We start from the raw sequence: 19,137 nt of genomic DNA, 5'->3' as shown, positions 1-19,137 counted from the left end.
GCATTTTCGGCAAGTTGCGGACGAATGGTTTTTATGACGAAGGTCTGTTGAATGACCTATAGCCGTTAGCGGTAATCTCAAATTGGTGCGACCACCTTATAGGTTGTGCCGAGCTATGCGAGGCGCAACGATCGCGAACGGTGCGCCTAACGGCAGCACCCTATAGTCAGCGCACCTTATGGCCTTGAGGCCTTAACGAATTAAGCGGACTTTGTTTGCTGCCTGATGATTCTTCCTCTACTATCAGCCGGCAACGTTTTTTCTGAGTTGCTAAAAAATCCGAACAATCAGGTAGTATTTCCGGCCAAAGAGCTGTCAATCGTTATCATTGAGCGAGAATAGCAGGTAAGCATCGAAAAGCCGCTGCAAACGCCTAGCTATAACCCTGCACTCTTTGGCAAACTACGCCTTCTCGCGCAAGGTTGGGACTCATAGCCACGTCAACCTCAAGTGCATGCCCTTCTACAGTTAAATTATTGTTTTGCTTGCCATAAAAAGTAAAAATCATTTGAGCGAGCCTCTTCTTTCTCCTTCAGAGTTTTGTTGTAATCCATCATGGCTCCAACAACAGCAGTACCTCCACCGATTGCAGCTATGATTTGACCAATGTTTGGAGGTAATAATCCAGCGTAAAGACCTACAGAGATTGCACCTGAACCAAATATCACTTTCTCTTTAAGTGATTCTCTAGATTTAGATTTCCAATCTTTAACTTTTTTTTCTATTATATTTATTTCAGGCAGCACCTGATCTCGAAACATCTCAGAGACTTCTACCTCACTCCAGTTTTTTTGTTTCTTTATCATAGAATTGATTTTATCTCTGTAAACGGCAAATGCTTCACTTTCGCGCTCTCGAAGTTTAACTATTGCGTTATAGTCTTTGCTATGAATAGTTGGAAGGTAGTGTTTCATTGCTTTTTCAAATGAAGAAGAGTTAGCTTTATAAACTGGGTTATTTAGCTGCGAAGCTATTTTCATTTGGGCTTCGTTGTCACAAAGGTAGGATGTTCCGTGAAAAGCAGAATGCCACTCTTGATTAGATAGGTCTCTTAAGATTGGACTAATAATTAAAGATAATATGTTGTAATCTGCAATCTCTTTTTGCGATAGTTTATATGGCAACTTCTTTGCCTTAAGGCTTTCGACAAAATCTGGCAATGGCTCATATAGGTGGAAATACATAACTCCATGATCAATTAGGCTTTTAGGGCCTTCTATTTTAAAAAAAGGACCAGCGCCTTTTCCTATGTCAAAATATATTGCACACTTATTAATTAAATACTCATGAAGAAGCTCATACAGCTTATCTTCTTTTTGCTCAATATTTTTTGAAATAGGGTTTGCTAATGTATCCTTATGGTGCTGGCATAAGGATACCGTGTTTTGTGCATATTTAATGATTCCCTTTTCTATTAATGGCTTTAAGCGAAAGAAATTAAGGATGCCATGGGTAAGCTCTTGTCTGGATACTTCGTTTATATTTTCTGAACTTTTAAGCATCACTTGTTCAAAAGGGTTTTGAATATAAACCTCATCTGCGTAAAGCGATGCAAATGATACGAGCTGATCGAGTTTTCTTAATCTGCATTCTGGGTATGAGCAAGGATGGCGGCCACCACTTAATGAAGAATTAGCAATAAATGAAAAGTTTTCGTTAGGCTGTTGGTTTTTATTAAAATGATATCTGGTTATCAGAGCCATTGTTTCAGCAAATTCAAAGACATCATCTGCTTCAGAAGATGATAAAGACTCAATAATATCTCCATCACCCCACAGTTTTATTGATGTTTCAAATTCTTCAATGAAATCCATTCGATTCTCTTTGGATTTAACGCCAGCCGTAATCGGCGCAATTGTAGTGAGGGCCGTAGGGCGGATAAGCGAAGCGTCATCCGCCGATAAAACCGTCAATTATCCGCCTCACCAACTTCCGACAATGCCAAGCCCAACCCCGCCCAATTTAACGGATAAACGCCCATTCTAACTAAGTGATGAAAACTTGAATATGGCCTTTATGCCCTCGGGTAAATCCTTAACCGCGATTGCCCAGCTATGCTTCACAGGATTGTAATGGATGTAATCCATATGTACCGCATAGTCGGCATCATTGATAATAGTGTGCTCCCAAAAACGACGTTGCCACTTGTGCCCTTTGGGTATAACCCTCGCTCGTGGCGTTTTATTCTGATTGCAGAGCGATATTCGGTTTTAGGTATCGCTTTCGAAAAGGCTTTTTTTATCGCCCGCCATCGGTTGGAATATTGATCATCACCAGCCGGTAATGTCCAGATTGCATGCATGTGATCGGGCAAAACCACCTAAGCATCGATATACCCAAGGGCACAAGTGAAATGGCTGCTTTTCCCGGACCACTCGCACCGCTTCACGTAACTCCGCAATATGCTCGATCAGCAGCGTCGATTTCCGTTCGAGCAGGTTGACGGTGAAAAAATAGGTGCCACCAGGAATGCGATTGCGTCTATAGTTCGGCATGAAAAGAGTTTAACCGATTTGGCGGATGACGCTACGCTTATCCGCCCTACAGCCACTTTGAAATTGTGATCAAACTGCTAGGATTCATGGGCTGCGATAAGGGTTAGAGTCGATAACACCAGTTCGCAAATTCAATAGTTAAAGATTTACCTGGAATTCGAAATTTGTAGCTAAAGCTGTCATTAGCTAACATTACGAAACCAAACAAGTCTACTCAGACTCATCCGCTCGCTCTAGCCAGTAGGCTGGGTAAAGCAACGCGAAACCCAGCAAATACTTTGAAACAACAGAAAATCTTTACATTGCAACTGTTCGCCGGCTGAGAAAACTCATCAGCTTCACGAAATATTCAAAATCAATACGCCTGCACCCCAAACTTCAACAACAATCTCGGCAAAATATCGTCCAGATTCAACACGTCCTTGTCGGTCAGTTCAATCAAATTGAAATTGTACTTCTGATAAATGGCGAGTTTTTCCTGTTTTCTGGCTTGGTATTTGGCGTCGTTTTCGTAGCCCCAGAATTCAATATAAACTTTGCCGGTGGGGATATAAAAGTCGCAGTACATTTCTTCTTCGATAGGCAGTTTGCGTTCGTAGGCGTGGACGATTTCCGCCATGTATAACCAATTGTCGATCAGCATTTCCGCCTTGGAACGAACGAAATGGCCGTCGGTGGTGCGGTGGGTGGCTTCGAATTTGTGACGGAAGCTATCCATTTTGTCGGTGTCTGTTTTAGGTTTATCGACGCCCTTCATATTATCGACGTTGTCTTTCAACGCCCGGTTCCGGGTGATTTTTTCCGGCCAGCGCACGTAGGGAATGCCGGAACGGCTGTCTTCGCCTTGTTCGGCACCCATTGCCAATCCCTGTTCGGTCACCAGCCAGCCTTTCAAGCCTTTTTTGATCCAGCCCAATTCGGACAAGATGTAGTTCATTTTGTTGGCCGGCAGTTCAAACTGTTGCCCGAGCACAGTGGCAGTCAATAGTTTCGGCGCATCCGCTTTGCTTGGCGCGCTCGGCAACTGAAATTCTTCCGGCCAGGCAACATATTGGCCATATTTGCCGGTCAAATAGACCCCGCCGGCGGCACTGCCGGCGTCGGTTAACTGCCATTTATCCGCTTGTTTCTCGATTAGGCCCAGCGCAGTCAGTTGCCCGAACATTTGCTCCTGGGATATGCCGCGCAATTTGGCCAGTTGGGTGGTGGATACGTGTTTTTCGTCACTCATCGCTGTAGTTCTCTAGTTTGACCGCACAGAGTGTAGACCATCGTTTTGCGTGGGCGGGAGCTAGGAAACCAATTGGCATTCACTTTGCAGACCAAAGGCCAGTCTGTTGCGCAAAAAAATGACCGTTTGAGTTGATACGCCCCAGCTGGGCTTCGATAGATCAAGCTCAGCTCAAACGGAATACCAGTGATAAATAGGGCCGGGTTAATAAAGGCATAAAAGTAGCCTGAAAAGCGGGGAAGCGAATAACGCATCTAAGACCTTAGCCCAATAGACAAAACTTAAGACTTACGTACACTTGACAGAGTTTGGAGCACGAACTTTGGTATCAACTTTTACAGACTATGGCACTACAGGTTTTGGAACTCGATAGATTAATCTTGGTTGCTGACCGCGAAGTCTCGTCCTTTAAAGGTATCAATCGGGTCAGGGAAAGTCTGCAAACAAATGTGGATTATGTTGCCAGCCGGGACGAGTTGTCTCGCTGGATCGTTGACAACAAGGCGAATTTAACCAGCAAAAATATTGCGTTTGTGATGGTGTTTGACCCGGAAGTGGTCGAAATATCGCCGTCCGGTTCCGAGTTTGGTTTATTACTGGAATATCCGCGGATTTGTATCACCCGATCAAGTGATCTGTCGACTACCTTGCGTTCGATAAAAACCGGTTTGTTTGATTTTATTGAAAAGCCCTTTAGTCTGGAACAGATACGCAAATGCCTTGAACTGGCTTTTTTCGAATATGAATTCGCTGCCACTATCAACAATCAATTCCGTAATCTGACGAAACGCGAAATTGAAACCTGCGAGTTGGTGGTGCTGGGCCACACCAATAAGGAAATATCCGAAAAACTGGATATTTCGATAAAAACCGTCAAAGTGCATCGCGCTAATTTAATGCGTAAAACCAACGCCAAAACGGTTACGGATCTTCTGAGGTTGCACGATACCTTCAAGTCAAATACTCGCCAAGGACCAACTGATTTGCCCACTATTCCCCCGCTAAAAATATTGAACACTCAACAAACTAACAAGCGTGAAAAACGCCAAAAATCTCTGGCTTAACCCCCCTTGCTACCCAACAAAACTACTTTTCGGCAAGCAATAGCCGCAAGGCATAGCCATATTTGAGACGCTCGTGACTGAATTTACAATTTTTCCAACGGTCGGGTCGATTGCGCAAAAACAACTTTTGCGAGCGACTTTAGATATGACTATTCGTTCGGTGTCGCAGCTAATAGACCACCACAACGTCAGCAGCGTAGTGCTTGAAATTGGCGAAGACTATTTTGTATTTTCCGTTGAAGATTTGCTGAAGCATCTGCACGCTGGCGGCAGCAGTGATGCCACCTTGGCTGAATTGACATTACGCAAGATTACCTGCGTTTTCGAAAATGAACGGGTGCTGACCGCATTTGAAATCCTTGAAAGCAATGGCGACCGGTATTTAGGTGTCGTCGATTCCACTGAGAGTCTGGTCGGCATATTGACCGATACCGACATTCTATCTGCGGTGGATCCTACCGTATTGGTGCAAAAAAAAACCATCGGCGATTTGGTGACCAGAATAGAGCCCATCACTTTTACTGCGGACTGGATTTTGGACGATGTGCTTAACCATCTGCAGAAAATGGAGGACTCCATTATTGTGGTCGAATCCAAAATACCGATAGGCATTATCACCACCAAGGATATTTTTAAACTTATCTCTGCCGCGGATACCACCGATAGGCCACTCCGGGAGTACATGAGTAGTCCGGTCATTACCACCCAGGTCAGTTCAACCATTGAAGACGCGCTCGCTCAGTTAAAAACCTGTCACATCAAACGGTCCATCGTGGTGAATCAGGAAAACCAATTGGTAGGCGTCGTCACGCAGAGCGAACTGGTGGGTTTTGCCTATGGTACCTGGATCGATCTAATCAAACATCATGCCGGTGAGCTCAAAGAGCTTGTGGCTATTCTGGACGCCAAAGCCAAGGGTTTTGAAAAATCCTCGTTGACCGACCCTCTCACCGGACTTGGCAATAGACGGATGCTGGATAAAAGACTGGCCGATGAAATTGGCCGCATGCGGCGTTATGACGCCCCGGCGTTTTCGCTGTTGTTACTGGACATCGATCTTTTCAAGCAAATTAATGACGCACACGGCCACTTGATTGGCGACGAAATCTTGAAAGCCATCAGCTTGAAACTAATGAGCTTGGTCAGGTGCAGTGATGATGCGATTCGTTGGGGTGGCGAAGAATTTGCGATTTTGCTGCCGCATACACTTCTTGAGGATGCCGTCGAGTTTGCAAACCGCTTGCGCACCACGATAGAAGACTATTCCTTCGTCGAACGGATAAACGTCACTATCAGCATAGGTGTTGGACAGTTTTCAATTACCGAGCACGAAAGCCAATTCATTGATCGCGTCGACAAGGCGCTATACCTTGCCAAACATCAAGGTCGCAATCGGGTCGTCGCCGATACCTCAGCCGTGCCGATCCAACACCTTGTCATGCCAACATGAAACGCGTCGATACTGTTTTGCTGTGTCTGGCTATTGTCATCAATAGCGTTTGCTGGATTTGGAGTCGGCAAGCGCAGCAAACGCCGGTTGACTTTAATTTTCTATCAGTAGTGTTATTGGTGGGCTCGTTAGTTTTTTCCTATCGCGGCCGTAAACATTGGCAAGACCGGCAACAGGCTCGGGTGGTCGAACTTGAATCGGTGATGGCGGAGTACCAATTTTTGTCTGATCGCGCCATGGACTACGCAGAATCTCGTTTCAATATTCTGGAACAAGACCTGGCTTTGGCTCGTAATACCATCCAAAGCTCTGCGCATAAACTATCCAATAGCTTGACGGGTCTGGAACAGCAATCGACCGACCAACGCAAGGTGTTGACCGCCCTAGTTGATGAAATATTGCAAATGACCGGCGCCGATGACGAGCAACAACGGCAGCAGGCCGGTTTACATAAGTTTTTCGACGAAACGCATGCGCTGATTGATGAATTCGTTAAAAAAATCCAGGAAGTCAATGACTCCAGCGTGGGCATAGCTGTCAGTTTTAATCAGATGCAGAGCAAGTTTTTACGCATCGAAGATTCACTTGATGGGGTCACCAAGCTGACCAGGCAAACCGACACACTGGCATTGAATGCAGCTATTGAGGCGGCGCGGGCCAGCCACGCCGGACGCGGTTTTGGTATTGTCGCCGATGAAGTTCGAAAACTTGCTGCCCAGACCCGGCAATTCAGCGATGAAATCCGCGCCACTCTCGATGACATAATCCAGTCGTTGCAAGAAGTGGATCAGCAGGTATCGCAAGCGGCGCAGACTGACCTAAGCCTGGCGGAACGGTCACGCGAAAACCTCGGCAGCTTGGGTCAGGAGCTTATGCACATGACATCCAAGGCGAATGGGCACTCAACTAACATCACTGTGGCAAGCAACGAAATACAAAGGCTGGCTCAGGAAGGAGTGATGGCTATGCAGTTTGAAGACATCGTCACGCAAATGATGGCTAAAATAGCCGTGGATGCCAAAAATGTCGGTAATTACTTGCACGCACTCTTGAGATTGCATCACGACCAGGAAGAGCGCGACGGTTTAGCGCGCTTCAAACAGCGCATTGCCGCTTTAAAATTACTGTTGTCGGAAACGGAAAAACAGCCACAAGGCGAAAATCCTAAACCCGACCAGCGTACCCCCGAGATTGAATTGTTCTAGCTTTCACAATCGGGCTGCTATTTCCGCCACAGGGAATACAAAGGTAGACGAATAGCTAAGACTGTACTGCGACTAATTTGCAAGGTCTCGATGCTCCAGTCAAAAGCGGCGATAATAGGCGCACCGCTCCCCTAAACTATTTCAGCCTATCATGCCCGCAGCAGGTCACGCCCACTCCCTCGACAACGGCATTGCCGTGATTCACTCCAATCAACTGGAAGAACTCCGCGATGTGGTTGAGTACTGGCTCAGACAGCATCCCTTGCTGCCCTTGGAAAACGAGATTTTTCTGGTGCAGAGCAACGGCATGGGGCATTGGTTAAAGCAAAGTTTGGCGCAAAACTCTTCGCTGGGCATTGCCGCCGCGCTGAAAATGCAGTTGCCGTCTTTGTTTATCTGGAGCATTTATCGGGCGGTATTGGGCGAGCAGATTCCCACCGAGCAACCATTAGCCAAGGACCCGCTGATCTGGCGCTTATATCGATTATTGCCAGGTTTGTTACAACAACCCGGTTTTGAAACGTTGGCCAGTTTTTTGACCGAGGACAGCCAATGCCGCAAACGTCACCAACTCGCCGAACAACTAGCGGATCTGTTCGACCAATATCAGGTTTATCGTTCCGATTGGGTGTCGGACTGGGCGGCAGGACAGGATGTGTTGCGCAACGGGCATGGCGAAAGCAAACCGCTACCCAGCGCGCAGCTTTGGCAAGCCGCCTTGTGGCGCGCGGTGCTCGAAGATTTGGGCGAGGAGGCCTCGCCGTTTGCCAGTAGGGCAGCAGTACATGCGCAGTTCATGGCCAAGATTGATACGTTAACAGTTCGCCCGGCCAGCATGCCGCGCCGCGTCGTGTTATTCGGCCTATCGTCCCTACCGCAGCAATCGCTGGAAGTGCTGGCCAAATTGGGCCGGTTTTGTCAGATCGTGTTGTTCGTGCATAACCCTTGTCAGCATTATTGGGCCGACATCATCGAAGATAAAGAGCTGCTGAAAGCCGAACGCCGCCGTCAGTCGTATAAATCGGGTATGAGCGCGGCATTAAGCGATGCGGAGTTGCATTTACAGGCGCCGCCTTTGTTGGCCGCCTGGGGCAAACAGGGCCGGGATTATATTCGTTTGCTGGATCATTTCGATGAAACCCAAGCCTATGCCAACTGGCATTGGCCGGACAGTAAAATCGATATGTTCAAAGAATACGGAGAAGCGGGTCAGCGTAGCTTGCTGCAACATCTGCAGCAGTCCATCTTGGACTTGGACCCCTTGCCCGAGCAACCGGTATGTCTGGCCAGCGCCGATACGTCTATCCAATTTCATATCGCGCATAGTCCGCAACGTGAAGTCGAAATTCTGCACGATCAACTATTGGCGCGTTTCGATAACGCCCAGCAAATCGGCGACCCGTTATATCCGCGCAATATTATTGTCATGGTGCCGGATATCAATACTTACGCGCCGCATATCCATGCGGTATTCGGGCAAATTCAAAGCGACGATCCGCGTTATATTCCCTACAGTCTGGCCGATCAGCAGCAGCGCGGGCAAAACCCGCTGCTGCTTGCCGTGGAAGCCTTGTTGAATTTACCCGAGTCGCGGTTTGCGGTCAGCGAATTTCTGGGCTTGCTGGAAGTACCGGCCTTGCGGACGCGCTTTGATATTCATGAAACCGCCATCCCCAAGCTGCATCAGTGGATTGAAGAATCCGGCATCCGCTGGGGCTTGAATGCTCGGCAGCGCGCGGAACGAGTCAATATGCCCGCAAACTTGCAGGCCAATACCTGGCAGTTCGGGCTGAGGCGGATGTTGTTGGGGTACGCGGTCGGTGCCGGGGTGGCTTTTGATGAGATTCAGCCTTACGAAGAAATCGGCGGCCTGGATGCGCAATGGCTAGGTGGTCTGGCGTTTCTGTTGGAAACGCTGGAAAAATACGCTGAGCGATTGCGGCTGGAATACCCGCCGGCCAAATGGCAGCAACTATTGTCCGAGCTGCTGAACGATTTTTTTCAAGTAAGCGACGAGCGCGAGCGAAAAACCCTGGAATCCCTAACAAGTTCACTAACGAGTTGGTCCGGACACTGCGAACAAGCTGGTTTAAGCGAAACAGATTTACTGCCCATCCCTGTGGTACGCGAGGCTTGGCTGGCTGGCGTTGACGAACCGTCCTTGCATCAGCGCTTTCTCAGCGGCCGGGTTAATTTCTGTACCTTGATGCCGATGCGCGCCATCCCGTTTCGGTTGATTTGCTTGTTGGGTATGAACGACGGCGACTATCCGCGCAATCAACAAGCGCATAGTTTCGATTTAATGAGCCAACGCGGTCAATATCGGCCCGGCGACCGCTCGCGCCGGCAAGACGATCAATACCTGTTCCTGGAAGCGTTGCTGTCGGCGCGCGAACAGCTATATATAAGCTGGGTAGGGCGCAGCATTCGCGATAACAGCGAGCGGCCGCCTTCGGTGCTGATCAGTCAATTGCGCGATGTGCTGGCCCAGGGCTGGGCGTTTGCCGACCAGCCCACCTTGTTGCCAAGCATTACCGTAGCCCATCCCTTGCAGCCGTTTAGCGAAGCGTATGTCCGCAAAAAGCGTGATCCGAATCTTTTTACCTATGCACGGGAATGGTTTGCACCTGCAGTGGCTCAGCCGCTTAGCGGTCAGATCGCCTCTGGCCCGGACGATAAAACCTATTTATTGACCTTGGAATCGCTTGCGCGATTTTTGCGAGCCCCGGTCAAAAGCTTTTGCAATCAAACCCTTAAGTTTGGCTTCGATGGCCAAACGGTCACCAGTGAAGACTGCGAACCGTTTGGAATCGATAGTCTGCAGGCCTATTTATTCAGCGATGAACTGCTGCAAGGCTTAACCGCCGAGCAGCCGGATGAGACAGAAGAATTCCTGTCTCGGCAGCAGGCCGTGATGATGCAGAAAGGACAACTGCCTTTGGGTGGTTTTGCCCAAACAAGTTTCGCAGTGCTGGCCGAGCCGGTCAAAGCGGCTTGGGAACGTTATCGGGTGTTGGTGTCGGAGTGGCCCGAAGCTTTAGAGCCGCATGTATTGCAGCTTGCCCCTTTTGCATTGTCCGGCGGCGTGACGCTGCAATTAGCCGGCGATCTCAGTCAATTGCGTTGCCAAGGTCAGCAAGGGCAAGTGAGTCTGTTGCATTTGACCGCGCAAACTCTGCTGAATAAGGATAAATCCATCAAATATCCGAATGTATTGTTGCAGTGGCTACAGCATTTGGCGGCTTGCGCCGATGGTTTGCCGGTAAAGACCTTGGTTGTCGGTGCCGACACGGTGATTGAAATGCCCGTTGTTGAATCAGACGACGCTTACCAACAACTGCAAGACCTGGTTGCCGCTTATCACGACGGCATGCTAGCGCCGCTGCCGGTGGCTTGCCGAACGGCATTTTGCTGGCTTGCCGCCCCTCCGGAAATCGCGTCGGAAAAAGCCCAAGCCAGATATGAGGGCGACGACTGGAATGCCGGCGAAGTGCATTGCGACGCTTATCTGGCCCGCTTCTTTCCCAACTTTGCCAGCTTGACTGCGTTTGACGCTAATAAGGATTTTGAATATTGGGCGGATAGCTTATACCGACCGGTGTTTACGAGTATCCGGGAATTACCTGAGGCAGGGGAGGCGACGATATGACCAGCGCAATCCCGCTCAACCCCATCGAATTTCCGTTATCGGCTACCCGACTGATCGAAGCCAGCGCCGGTACCGGCAAGACCTACACCATAGCCGCCTTATATGTGCGGTTAATCCTGGGACACCATCCCGATAGTGTTGAACCCAGCCGGTATCTTTTGCCACCTGATATTTTGGTAGTGACTTTCACCGAGGCTGCCACCAAGGAATTACGCGAGCGAATTCGCGAGCGCTTGAGTCAGGCGGCGCGGTTTTTTCGTCAGCAATTGGCAACTACGGATACGTTCTTGCAAGACATCCGCGCCAGTTACATAGAACAAGACTGGCCGGCCTGCGCCCGCCGGTTGGAATTGGCGGCCAACTGGATGGACGAGGCGGCCGTTTATACCATTCACAGTTGGTGTAACCGCATGTTGCAACAGCATGCGTTCGACAGCGGCAGTTTGTTCCGGCAGGAGGTCAACACCGACGATACTGAATTGTTGAACGAGGTGGTGCGGGACTATTGGCGTAGTTTTTATTACGACATGTCCAACGATGCCGATTTTCCAAGCCTGTATGCGCTGTTTAAGCACCCGGACGAATTATTACTGGCGGTGCGTTCGCTGCTGGGCAACGCCGAGCCGATAGCGTTTAGCGTGGCCGACGGTCAGCCCATCAAAGAATTGATGGCTGCGGTGTCATCCATCAGGCAGTCGGCGTTAAAGGAGTTGAAGGTGCCTTGGCTAACTTGGCTGCCTGAAGTACGCGAACTAGTGGAGGCTGCGATAGAAACCAAAGTGCTGCCGGCAAAAAATTACAACTCCGCTAACCGCCGCAACTGGCTGGACAAAATCGAGGCATGGAGTTTGGACCCTTTGCAGGACACGCTGGACATTGGCAAGGGTTTTGAGAATCTATCGCCGGCCGGCATGGCACAATTAGCCAATCCCGGACAAACCCCGCCGGACCATCCCGGTTTTGCCGCGATAGGCAGATTACCGCCGCAACTGGCGGCGCTGCCCAGTTTAAAAGTCGAGCTGATCAAACACGCCGTGCATTGGATAAGGCAGCGTTACGATTTTGAAAAACAGCGCATCGCCAGGATGACCTTCGATGACATCCTGATTCGGTTGGATAATGCGTTGCAAGGCCGCAATGGCGACAGGCTGGCTGAGGTGATTCGCCAGCAGTATCCCATCGCGTTGATAGACGAGTTTCAGGATACCGATCCGGTGCAATACCGGATTTTTTCGACGCTTTACGCCACGCCGGCCGGCGCTGATTATGCGTGTTTGATGATAGGCGATCCGAAACAGGCTATCTACTCATTCCGCGGCGCGGATATTTATACCTATCTTAAGGCGCACCGCGATACCCAAGGCCGGCATTACACCCTAGGTACCAATTACCGTTCGACCCAGGCTCTAGTCGATGCAGTCAATCAGCTTTTTTTCCAAGCCGATCAGCAAGAGCGGGGCGCATTCAGATTTAAAACAGCACAAGATAATCCGTTACCTTTTTTGCCGGTCAAGGCCCAAGGCCGCAATGAAACCTGGGTTATCGAAAATCAAGCCGCTCCGGCGCTGACCCTGTGGCATTGGGATAGTGAGGACGCGGTCGGCATGCCGGCTTATCGGGAAACACTGGCGGAGGTGACGGCCAGCCAGATTGTCAAATTACTGAACTCAGCTGATGCGGGGCAAACCGGCTTTAGCGCGCCATCCGGCATGCAGGCTTTGCAGCCTGGGGACATCGCCATCCTCGTTCGCAGCGGTACCGAAGCAGCGACGATACGCAATGCCTTGGCGCGCCGACGCTTGCGCTGTGTCTATCTGTCCGAGCGCGATTCCATCTTCGCCAGCGGCGAAGCGGTCGATATGTTGCTTTGGTTAAATGCCCTGGCTGAGCCGCGTAATGAGCGCAAAGTGCGTGCGGCCTTAAGCTCGGCGACCTTCGCTTGGTCCTATCAAGCTCTGCACGCACTGGCCTTGGACGAACCCGGCTGGGAACTGCATCTGGAACACTTTCTGACGTATCAACAACGCTGGCAACAGGACGGCATTCTGCCGGCTTTGCGGCAATTGATTAACGATTACGGCTTACACGCGCGTCTGGCTGACGACAGCGAAGGCGAACGGTCGATTACCAATTTGCTACATCTGGCCGAATTGTTACAACGCGCCAGCACCCAGTTGGAAGGCGAGCAAGCACTAATCAGGTATCTTGCCGAAGCTATCGAGGCGGGCGGCAGCCAAGCCGGCGACGACGGTATCATCAGGCTGGAAAGCGATGCCAATCTGATTAAAGTTGTCACGATTCATAAATCCAAAGGCTTGGAATACCCGCTGGTTTTTTTGCCGTTTTTTTGCAGTTTCCGGGAAGTCGGCGGTCGCTTCAACACCTATTACCGTTATCACGATGAGAACCAGGATTTGCAAATCGACTTGCATAAACAAGAGCGCATCAAAGCCATCAGTGAGGAAGAAAGATTACAGGAAGATTTACGTTTGCTGTATGTGGCAATGACCCGAGCCCGCCATGCTTGTTGGCTGGGCATTGCGCCGGTCAAATCCGGCAGTACCAAGGATTGCCAGTTGGAAAAATCGGCGATGGGCAGCTTACTGAATTGGCAGGCCAAAATGCCCAACAGCGCCTTGGCCGAGCAACTGCGTGAACTGAAAGGCAGCTGTGCAGCGATTTCGATAACGCCTCTACCGAAAATTGACGACGCGCGCTACAGCCCGGTTTTGGCCGACGAGAGCAGGGACGAGGCACGGGTGCCGCTCAGCAAAGTATCCAGTAATTGGTGGATAGCCAGTTATAGTGCCTTGCACATCGCGGATCGCCTGACGCCTAGGGAAGATTCGTCTCAGCCGTTGCCGGAGTTTGAAACGGCCCATGACGATAAGCAAAACGACGAAGCCGAAATCGCTGCGGCGCCTAGTAAACCTTTGTCCGGTGTCCACGCTTTGCCCAGAGGCGCCGGTCCCGGCGTGTTGATTCATGATCTGCTGGAGGAGTGCGCGCAATGGGGGTTTTCCAAGGTCTCGGAAAACCCAGCCTTAAGACAAGAATTGATTCAAAAGCGATTTATCGGCGGCGAATGGGAGAACAAACATGCCGTCATCGCTTCGGCCTTGGCGCACTGGTTGAACATGCCCTTGCTGCAGGACGCTAAGCTTAGTTTGGCTGCGCTCGAAACCAATGCCTATCAAGCCGAGCTGGAGTTTTTACTGGGCGCGGATACCGTGGACACTGAGGAACTGGACCGCTTGGTCAGTCGCCACACCTTCGGCGGACAAGCCCGTCCAAGTTTGTTACCCGGCCAAGTAAACGGTCTTTTAAAAGGTTTTATCGACTTGGTATTCGTGCACGATCAGCAGTATTACGTGGTCGATTATAAATTCAACAGTTTAGGTGCCGACGAGGCGGCGTATACGCAGGAAGCCTTGACGGCGGCCATGTTGGCTAAGCGTTACGATTTGCAAGCCAGCTTGTATTTATTGGCCTTGCATCGTTTGCTGAAAGTCAGATTGGCTGCTGCTTACGATTACGAAACGCACGTCGGCGGGGGCCTGTATTTGTTTTTAAGAGGCGCGCCAGGGCCAACGGCGGGACGTGTGTTCGATAAGCCACCCAGGGCATTGATCGAGCGCTTGGATGCCTTGTTTGGAGCATCGTCATGATTCGGCAAGCGGCGGTAATCGACAGCATGCAGCACTGGGTAGCAAAAGGCTGGTTGAGTCATTTGAATCGCGCCTTCGTGGGCTTTATGTTGGATCTTGAACCAAATGCGACCGACGCGGTGCTGTGGGCAGGGGCCTTGGTCAGTCATCAGCTGGATAGAGGCGAAGTTTATTTGGATTTGGAAAAGCTTTGCGAGCAGCCGGGGATGACGCTGGCTATTCCGGCCGATGATGCTTGGGCTGTGGAGCAGGACGCGGCGGCGGCCGAATTGGCGCGCTTAAAAGTGTATAGCCTTGATGCCTGGCAAGCGGCGTTATCGCAATCCAGGCTTGTGTCATCAGGAGAAGGCGATACGCCGCTGGTTTTGGCGGGCAATCGATTGTATTTGCGGCGTTATTGGCGCTATGAACAGATCACGCAAGCCTGCATTATGCAACGTTTGCAACCGGCGCGAGATAACTTGCCGGCGTCGTTGGCGGAACGCTTGCAAACGCTGTTTCCCACCAGCCCGGAAAGCCCGGATTGGCAAAAAATCGCTTGTGTCCTGGCGTTGCGGGCGCGATTTGCCATCATCACCGGCGGGCCGGGTACCGGCAAGACCACTACCCTGACCAAACTGTTGGCGCTATTGATTGAACTGGCGCAACAAAATAGCGAGCACTCCAAGCCGCTAAATATTTTACTGGCGGCACCCACGGGTAAAGCGGCGGCCAGAGTCAGCGACTCGATTGCCAAAGCGCTCGACAGCTTGACTATCGACGACAGTATCAAACAATGTATCCCTAGAAAAGCCAGCACCTTGCACCGTTTGCTGGGCAGCCGGCATGATTCGCGGCGCTTTCTGCATAATCGCCATAATCCTATCGTAGCCGACGTCGTGATCGTCGATGAGGCGTCGATGATCGATCTGGAAATGATGGCGTCGCTATTGGAAGCCTTACCGGTAAACACCCAATTAATTTTATTGGGCGACAAGGACCAATTGGCATCCGTCGAAGCCGGTTCGGTGATGGGGGATTTATGTCGCGGTGCCGAACACGCGGCCTATGAGCCGGAAACGCTGGCGTGGATAAGCCGCTATGCCGGCGAACAGCCCAAACCCGCCGCAGTGCCCGGCTCTGCCATCAATCAACAAACTGTTATGTTGCGGCACAGTCATCGTTTTGATGCACACAGCGGCATCGGCCAGTTGGCAAAAGCCGTGAATCAGGGCGATGCCTTGCAGGCTCAGGCGATCTTAACCGACACGGACCGCTACCCGGATTTGCGACCCGAACCGCATGCGGAATACATCGCCTTACGGCAACACCCAAACCCGGACGCCGCCAATAGCTTGTTAAGAAAGTTGGTGATTAATAGCGGGGACTCTGCTGAGTCGTCACGCCCCCGCCGCGGTTATGGCTATTATCTGGCGCAAATCCAGAATGGTCGGCCGGATAGCGCGGAACGATACGACGCATGGGCCATGCAAGTATTGACCGCCTTCGATGCGTTTCAGGTGTTGTCGGCATTGCGGAAAGGGCCGTGGGGCGTAGAAGGCCTTAATCAGCGCATTGAAGAATGGTTGTTTGCCAACGCCAAGCAGGCGTTGTGGTATGAAGGCCGGCCGGTGATGATCACCCGCAACGATTACAATCTGGGACTAATGAACGGCGATATTGGCATTGCCCTGCGAGATAGTAGCGGCAAACTTAGAGTGGCATTTCCCAGTGCCGATGCCGGTGGCGAGTTGTCGGCCAATCTGAAAATACGCTGGATCTCGCCAATGCGCCTGCCGGATGTGGAAACTGCTTTCGCCATTACCGTGCATAAATCACAAGGCTCGGAGTTTAATCACGTGGCTTTAGTCTTGCCGGAAAACATCAGCCCGGTACTCACGCGCGAATTAATTTACACCGGCATCACCCGCGCGAAGGACAGTTTTACCTTGCTGGAAACCAGTGACGGCGGGGTGTTTGCTAAAGCTATTTTGACCTGCCGTAAATAGCGGTAAAGCAACAACCCATTTTGTTGGATTTGATAGGTAACACTTTGGGCCATGGGTTCAGAGAGACATACGCCAATGGCGAAAGATAGTTCTTGGAAATGGGAAATTGTTGAAGCCGGCCCAAAAGAGCCATTCGTCATACAAGGGAATGTTTGTCAGTTATGTGAATTCAAGCTGACTCTCGGCAAGCCCGAGTGGGCTTGCCAGTCTTGGTCAAACCGGTCATTGCCGATTAGCCTAAAATGTTTCTCTGCCCTGAATTATATAAAATGTCATAAAATCATTTCATCAGCAGACTTTATGAGAATCAAAAGGTGCCCGATATAAACTCAGGCTTGAGAAGGGCAGCGAATGCGCTGAAATCTGTTGATTGGGTTGTTCCTGCCTACGTTTCGGTCGGGGTTATAAGTAATCTTGGATGCCGAATAGAAAACGCCGATCCAGTAGAAAAGCAAGCAATTCTTAAATCATTCCTTCCTCAAATATACTCAGACGATAATTTGGCTGCTAAGTTGGTTGGGCTTTACAGCGTAACCATCTTTGTTCGAGATTTCAGGAAGCCGATTGCTGAAGCGATCGAAGCCGGGCTTACCGGCCTTCCCCACGCTGCGGTTTGCACTCTGATCCCCGTACTTGAAGGCGTATTCAAAAAAATTTCCGTTGAACGTGATGGTCTTTCAAAAAAAGGCAACACGCCTTGGCTGCGTGCCGAACTCGACGAACTGCTCGCGAAAGAGGAACGCTCTCCTTCCCGATATGAAGAGCGGATCGTTATGCTTGAATCGTTCCGGGAATTCTATGTCAACCGCTTTACTAGCTCTACGAATTGTTACGAAGGGTTAGATCAGTTGAATCGGCACGGCATCCTGCACGGCATATTTGAAGGATACGGCGATAACGTTAATTTTTTTCGATTAGTGTCTCTTCTCGACCTCTTATGCTTTGCGTTGGCCCTCTCGCACGGCGGTTCGTGCTTTTCGCCGGAATACACAAATGAATCTAGGGCTCTAGCAAGTTTTTTCCGTGCAGCGCGAGAACAATCGGCCCTACGGCCTGAATGGGATACCAATGACATCTGATAGCAATGTCTCTAGCATTACTATCAAACTGCATAGCTCTGAGCTTGTTAGACAAATGTTACTTGACCTGCGTACTGCGGGTGTGACACCTGTTATGGCCGTAGAACGCGCACTTGAAACGCATCTCTTCAAACAATTTCGTGATGAGCTTAGCGGTCGGTTAGTCAAGTCACCGGTGGTGCTTTTTTACCCAATGTATTTCAAGGAAAGATACGCTACTCTGCATGCTTTATCATCAACCGGGTACGATACCTGGTATACCAATATTAATTTTGCGACTCGACAGGGAGACAAAATTGATAATCTAAAAATATCTTCAGATAGTATTACCATGCTCCCTATTGATTACGGATTTGGGGTATATCGCAGCACACAAATTAAAACCCGCCATCTCAAACGCCAGACCAATCACGAGTTTCGAATAAACCACCTATTAGTCACCGGCCAGGTTTTCCAAGAGGTGACAAACCGGCTTATTAGCGAAGGAGATCTAAAGCAACCACTGGTGGCTAATTTTACGCCAACAAGAGAAATCGTTGGTTTCCGCACGGTATCGTTCGTTCACATGATCACCGGGTCGCAGCTCTTTTGCGTTTGTGCCAAGCCTTTCCATATGACCATATTATCCCAAGCAACTTCTTTGGTCCCACAATATGTGGAAGGATCTTGGCCCCAAGAGGTTGTAGCGTTGCTAAAAGACGCCACATATGCTGAAGATATATGTCATCTTTGCCTTGCTCGGAAGTTATCCCCAGAGGAGCCGGCGAGTCGTTACGGCCCGAGTATCGAAACAGGATTCGAGGCATTCGTAGATCAAATGCGGTTTGACCTTGGTGTGGACGAAAAAACCGCTAGGGCAGAATTGAAGCTCGTTTTAGGATTGAGCCGTTGGGTACGCGAAGCAGAACTTTATGGTGTCATCCGAGAACTTTTTCCTGACCAGCTAGTTTTGCGAGAGGCATCACCAGCGTGGTTAGGGCGAATGAGGATCGACATTTATTTGCCAGACCTTAAGTTAGCTATTGAGCACCAAGGCGAGCAACACTACCGGCCGCTCTCCGTATTTGGGGGCGAAGATGCTCACGAACGTGTATTGAAGCGCGACATATTAAAGAGGGCATTGTGTAAGGAGAACGGAATTGCCGTGATTGATGTGCGGTACGACGAGCCAATCACTAAGGCCTCAATACGCCAACGTGTCCGTCGATTTCTCGCTGATGAGTTCCTGCCGCCAATTGATTCACGGTTTGACTCTGATCGGCAATGATTGGTCAGGCCGGGCTCAAAATAAGAGCGGCATTCACAAGA

At 50.1% G+C, this 19,137-nt stretch carries 10 protein-coding genes and 1 pseudogene; 8 read left to right on the top strand and 3 right to left on the bottom strand.

The window, feature by feature from the left end; genetic code table 11:
* Positions 1-473: 473 nt before the first annotated feature.
* From ACR64Q_RS10830 to ACR64Q_RS10820, 3 genes and pseudogenes are all read right to left on the bottom strand, one after another.
* Positions 474-1,913, bottom strand: coding sequence for a hypothetical protein (locus ACR64Q_RS10830; protein WP_313734672.1), 1,440 nt, complete (start codon positions 1,911-1,913; stop codon positions 474-476).
* Positions 1,910-2,495 (bottom strand): annotated as a pseudogene (locus ACR64Q_RS10825) (REP-associated tyrosine transposase). The gene ACR64Q_RS10830 and the pseudogene ACR64Q_RS10825 overlap by 4 nt, the downstream one beginning before the upstream one ends.
* A gap of 355 nt (positions 2,496-2,850) precedes the next feature.
* Entirely contained in the window at positions 2,851-3,726 is an 876-nt protein-coding gene (locus tag ACR64Q_RS10820) for a helix-turn-helix domain-containing protein (protein ID WP_313734671.1), read from the bottom strand.
* 344 nt (positions 3,727-4,070) lie between these two features.
* Between ACR64Q_RS10820 and ACR64Q_RS10815 the strand changes: the two genes are divergently transcribed.
* The 8 genes from ACR64Q_RS10815 to ACR64Q_RS10780 all read left to right on the top strand — a co-directional run bounded on the left by ACR64Q_RS10815 (position 4,071) and on the right by ACR64Q_RS10780 (position 19,096).
* The gene (locus tag ACR64Q_RS10815) at positions 4,071-4,790 is read left to right on the top strand and encodes a response regulator transcription factor (protein WP_313734670.1); all 720 of its coding nucleotides are present in this window, start codon (positions 4,071-4,073) and stop codon (positions 4,788-4,790) included.
* A gap of 73 nt (positions 4,791-4,863) precedes the next feature.
* Positions 4,864-6,240, top strand: a complete 1,377-nt coding sequence (locus tag ACR64Q_RS10810) for a diguanylate cyclase (protein WP_483823324.1) — start codon at positions 4,864-4,866, stop codon at positions 6,238-6,240.
* The gene (locus ACR64Q_RS10805; protein ID WP_313734668.1) at positions 6,237-7,445 is read left to right on the top strand and encodes a methyl-accepting chemotaxis protein; all 1,209 of its coding nucleotides are present in this window, start codon (positions 6,237-6,239) and stop codon (positions 7,443-7,445) included. Before ACR64Q_RS10810 ends, ACR64Q_RS10805 begins: the two co-directional genes overlap by 4 nt.
* 151 nt (positions 7,446-7,596) lie before the next feature.
* Positions 7,597-11,094, top strand: coding sequence for an exodeoxyribonuclease V subunit gamma (gene recC, locus ACR64Q_RS10800; protein ID WP_313734667.1), 3,498 nt, complete (start codon positions 7,597-7,599; stop codon positions 11,092-11,094).
* The gene (gene recB / locus ACR64Q_RS10795) at positions 11,091-14,762 is read left to right on the top strand and encodes an exodeoxyribonuclease V subunit beta (protein ID WP_313734666.1); all 3,672 of its coding nucleotides are present in this window, start codon (positions 11,091-11,093) and stop codon (positions 14,760-14,762) included. Before recC ends, recB begins: the two co-directional genes overlap by 4 nt.
* Positions 14,759-16,750: an exodeoxyribonuclease V subunit alpha gene (gene recD, locus ACR64Q_RS10790; protein ID WP_313734665.1), complete on the top strand. Its 1,992-nt coding sequence runs from the start codon at positions 14,759-14,761 to the stop codon at positions 16,748-16,750. The genes recB and recD overlap by 4 nt, the downstream gene beginning before the upstream one ends.
* 314 nt (positions 16,751-17,064) lie before the next feature.
* Complete coding sequence (locus tag ACR64Q_RS10785; protein WP_026600852.1) at positions 17,065-17,829, top strand: hypothetical protein; 765 nt, start codon at positions 17,065-17,067, stop codon at positions 17,827-17,829.
* Positions 17,819-19,096 carry a PDDEXK family nuclease gene (locus ACR64Q_RS10780; protein ID WP_026600851.1) on the top strand — a complete coding sequence of 426 codons (1,278 nt, stop codon included), beginning with the start codon at positions 17,819-17,821 and terminating at the stop codon, positions 19,094-19,096. The genes ACR64Q_RS10785 and ACR64Q_RS10780 overlap by 11 nt, the downstream gene beginning before the upstream one ends.
* The last annotated feature ends 41 nt before the right edge of the window (positions 19,097-19,137 follow it).

Source organism: Methylomonas sp. 2F7, from assembly GCF_057126975.1.
Note: the sequence above shows the minus strand (reverse complement) of the source record. Positions and strands in the feature narration are given on the sequence as shown.

Excerpts from the sequence above, each read along its gene's own strand:
- recC (WP_313734667.1), top strand. The coding sequence starts at position 7,597 with ATGCCCGCAGCAGGTCACGCCCACTCCCTCGACAACGGCATTGCCGTG.
- recB (WP_313734666.1), top strand. The coding sequence starts at position 11,091 with ATGACCAGCGCAATCCCGCTCAACCCCATCGAATTTCCGTTATCGGCT.
- recD (WP_313734665.1), top strand. The coding sequence starts at position 14,759 with ATGATTCGGCAAGCGGCGGTAATCGACAGCATGCAGCACTGGGTAGCA.
- ACR64Q_RS10780 (WP_026600851.1), top strand. The coding sequence starts at position 17,819 with ATGACATCTGATAGCAATGTCTCTAGCATTACTATCAAACTGCATAGC.
- ACR64Q_RS10815 (WP_313734670.1), top strand. The coding sequence starts at position 4,071 with ATGGCACTACAGGTTTTGGAACTCGATAGATTAATCTTGGTTGCTGAC.
- ACR64Q_RS10805 (WP_313734668.1), top strand. The coding sequence starts at position 6,237 with ATGAAACGCGTCGATACTGTTTTGCTGTGTCTGGCTATTGTCATCAAT.
- ACR64Q_RS10820 (WP_313734671.1), bottom strand. The coding sequence starts at position 3,726 with ATGAGTGACGAAAAACACGTATCCACCACCCAACTGGCCAAATTGCGC.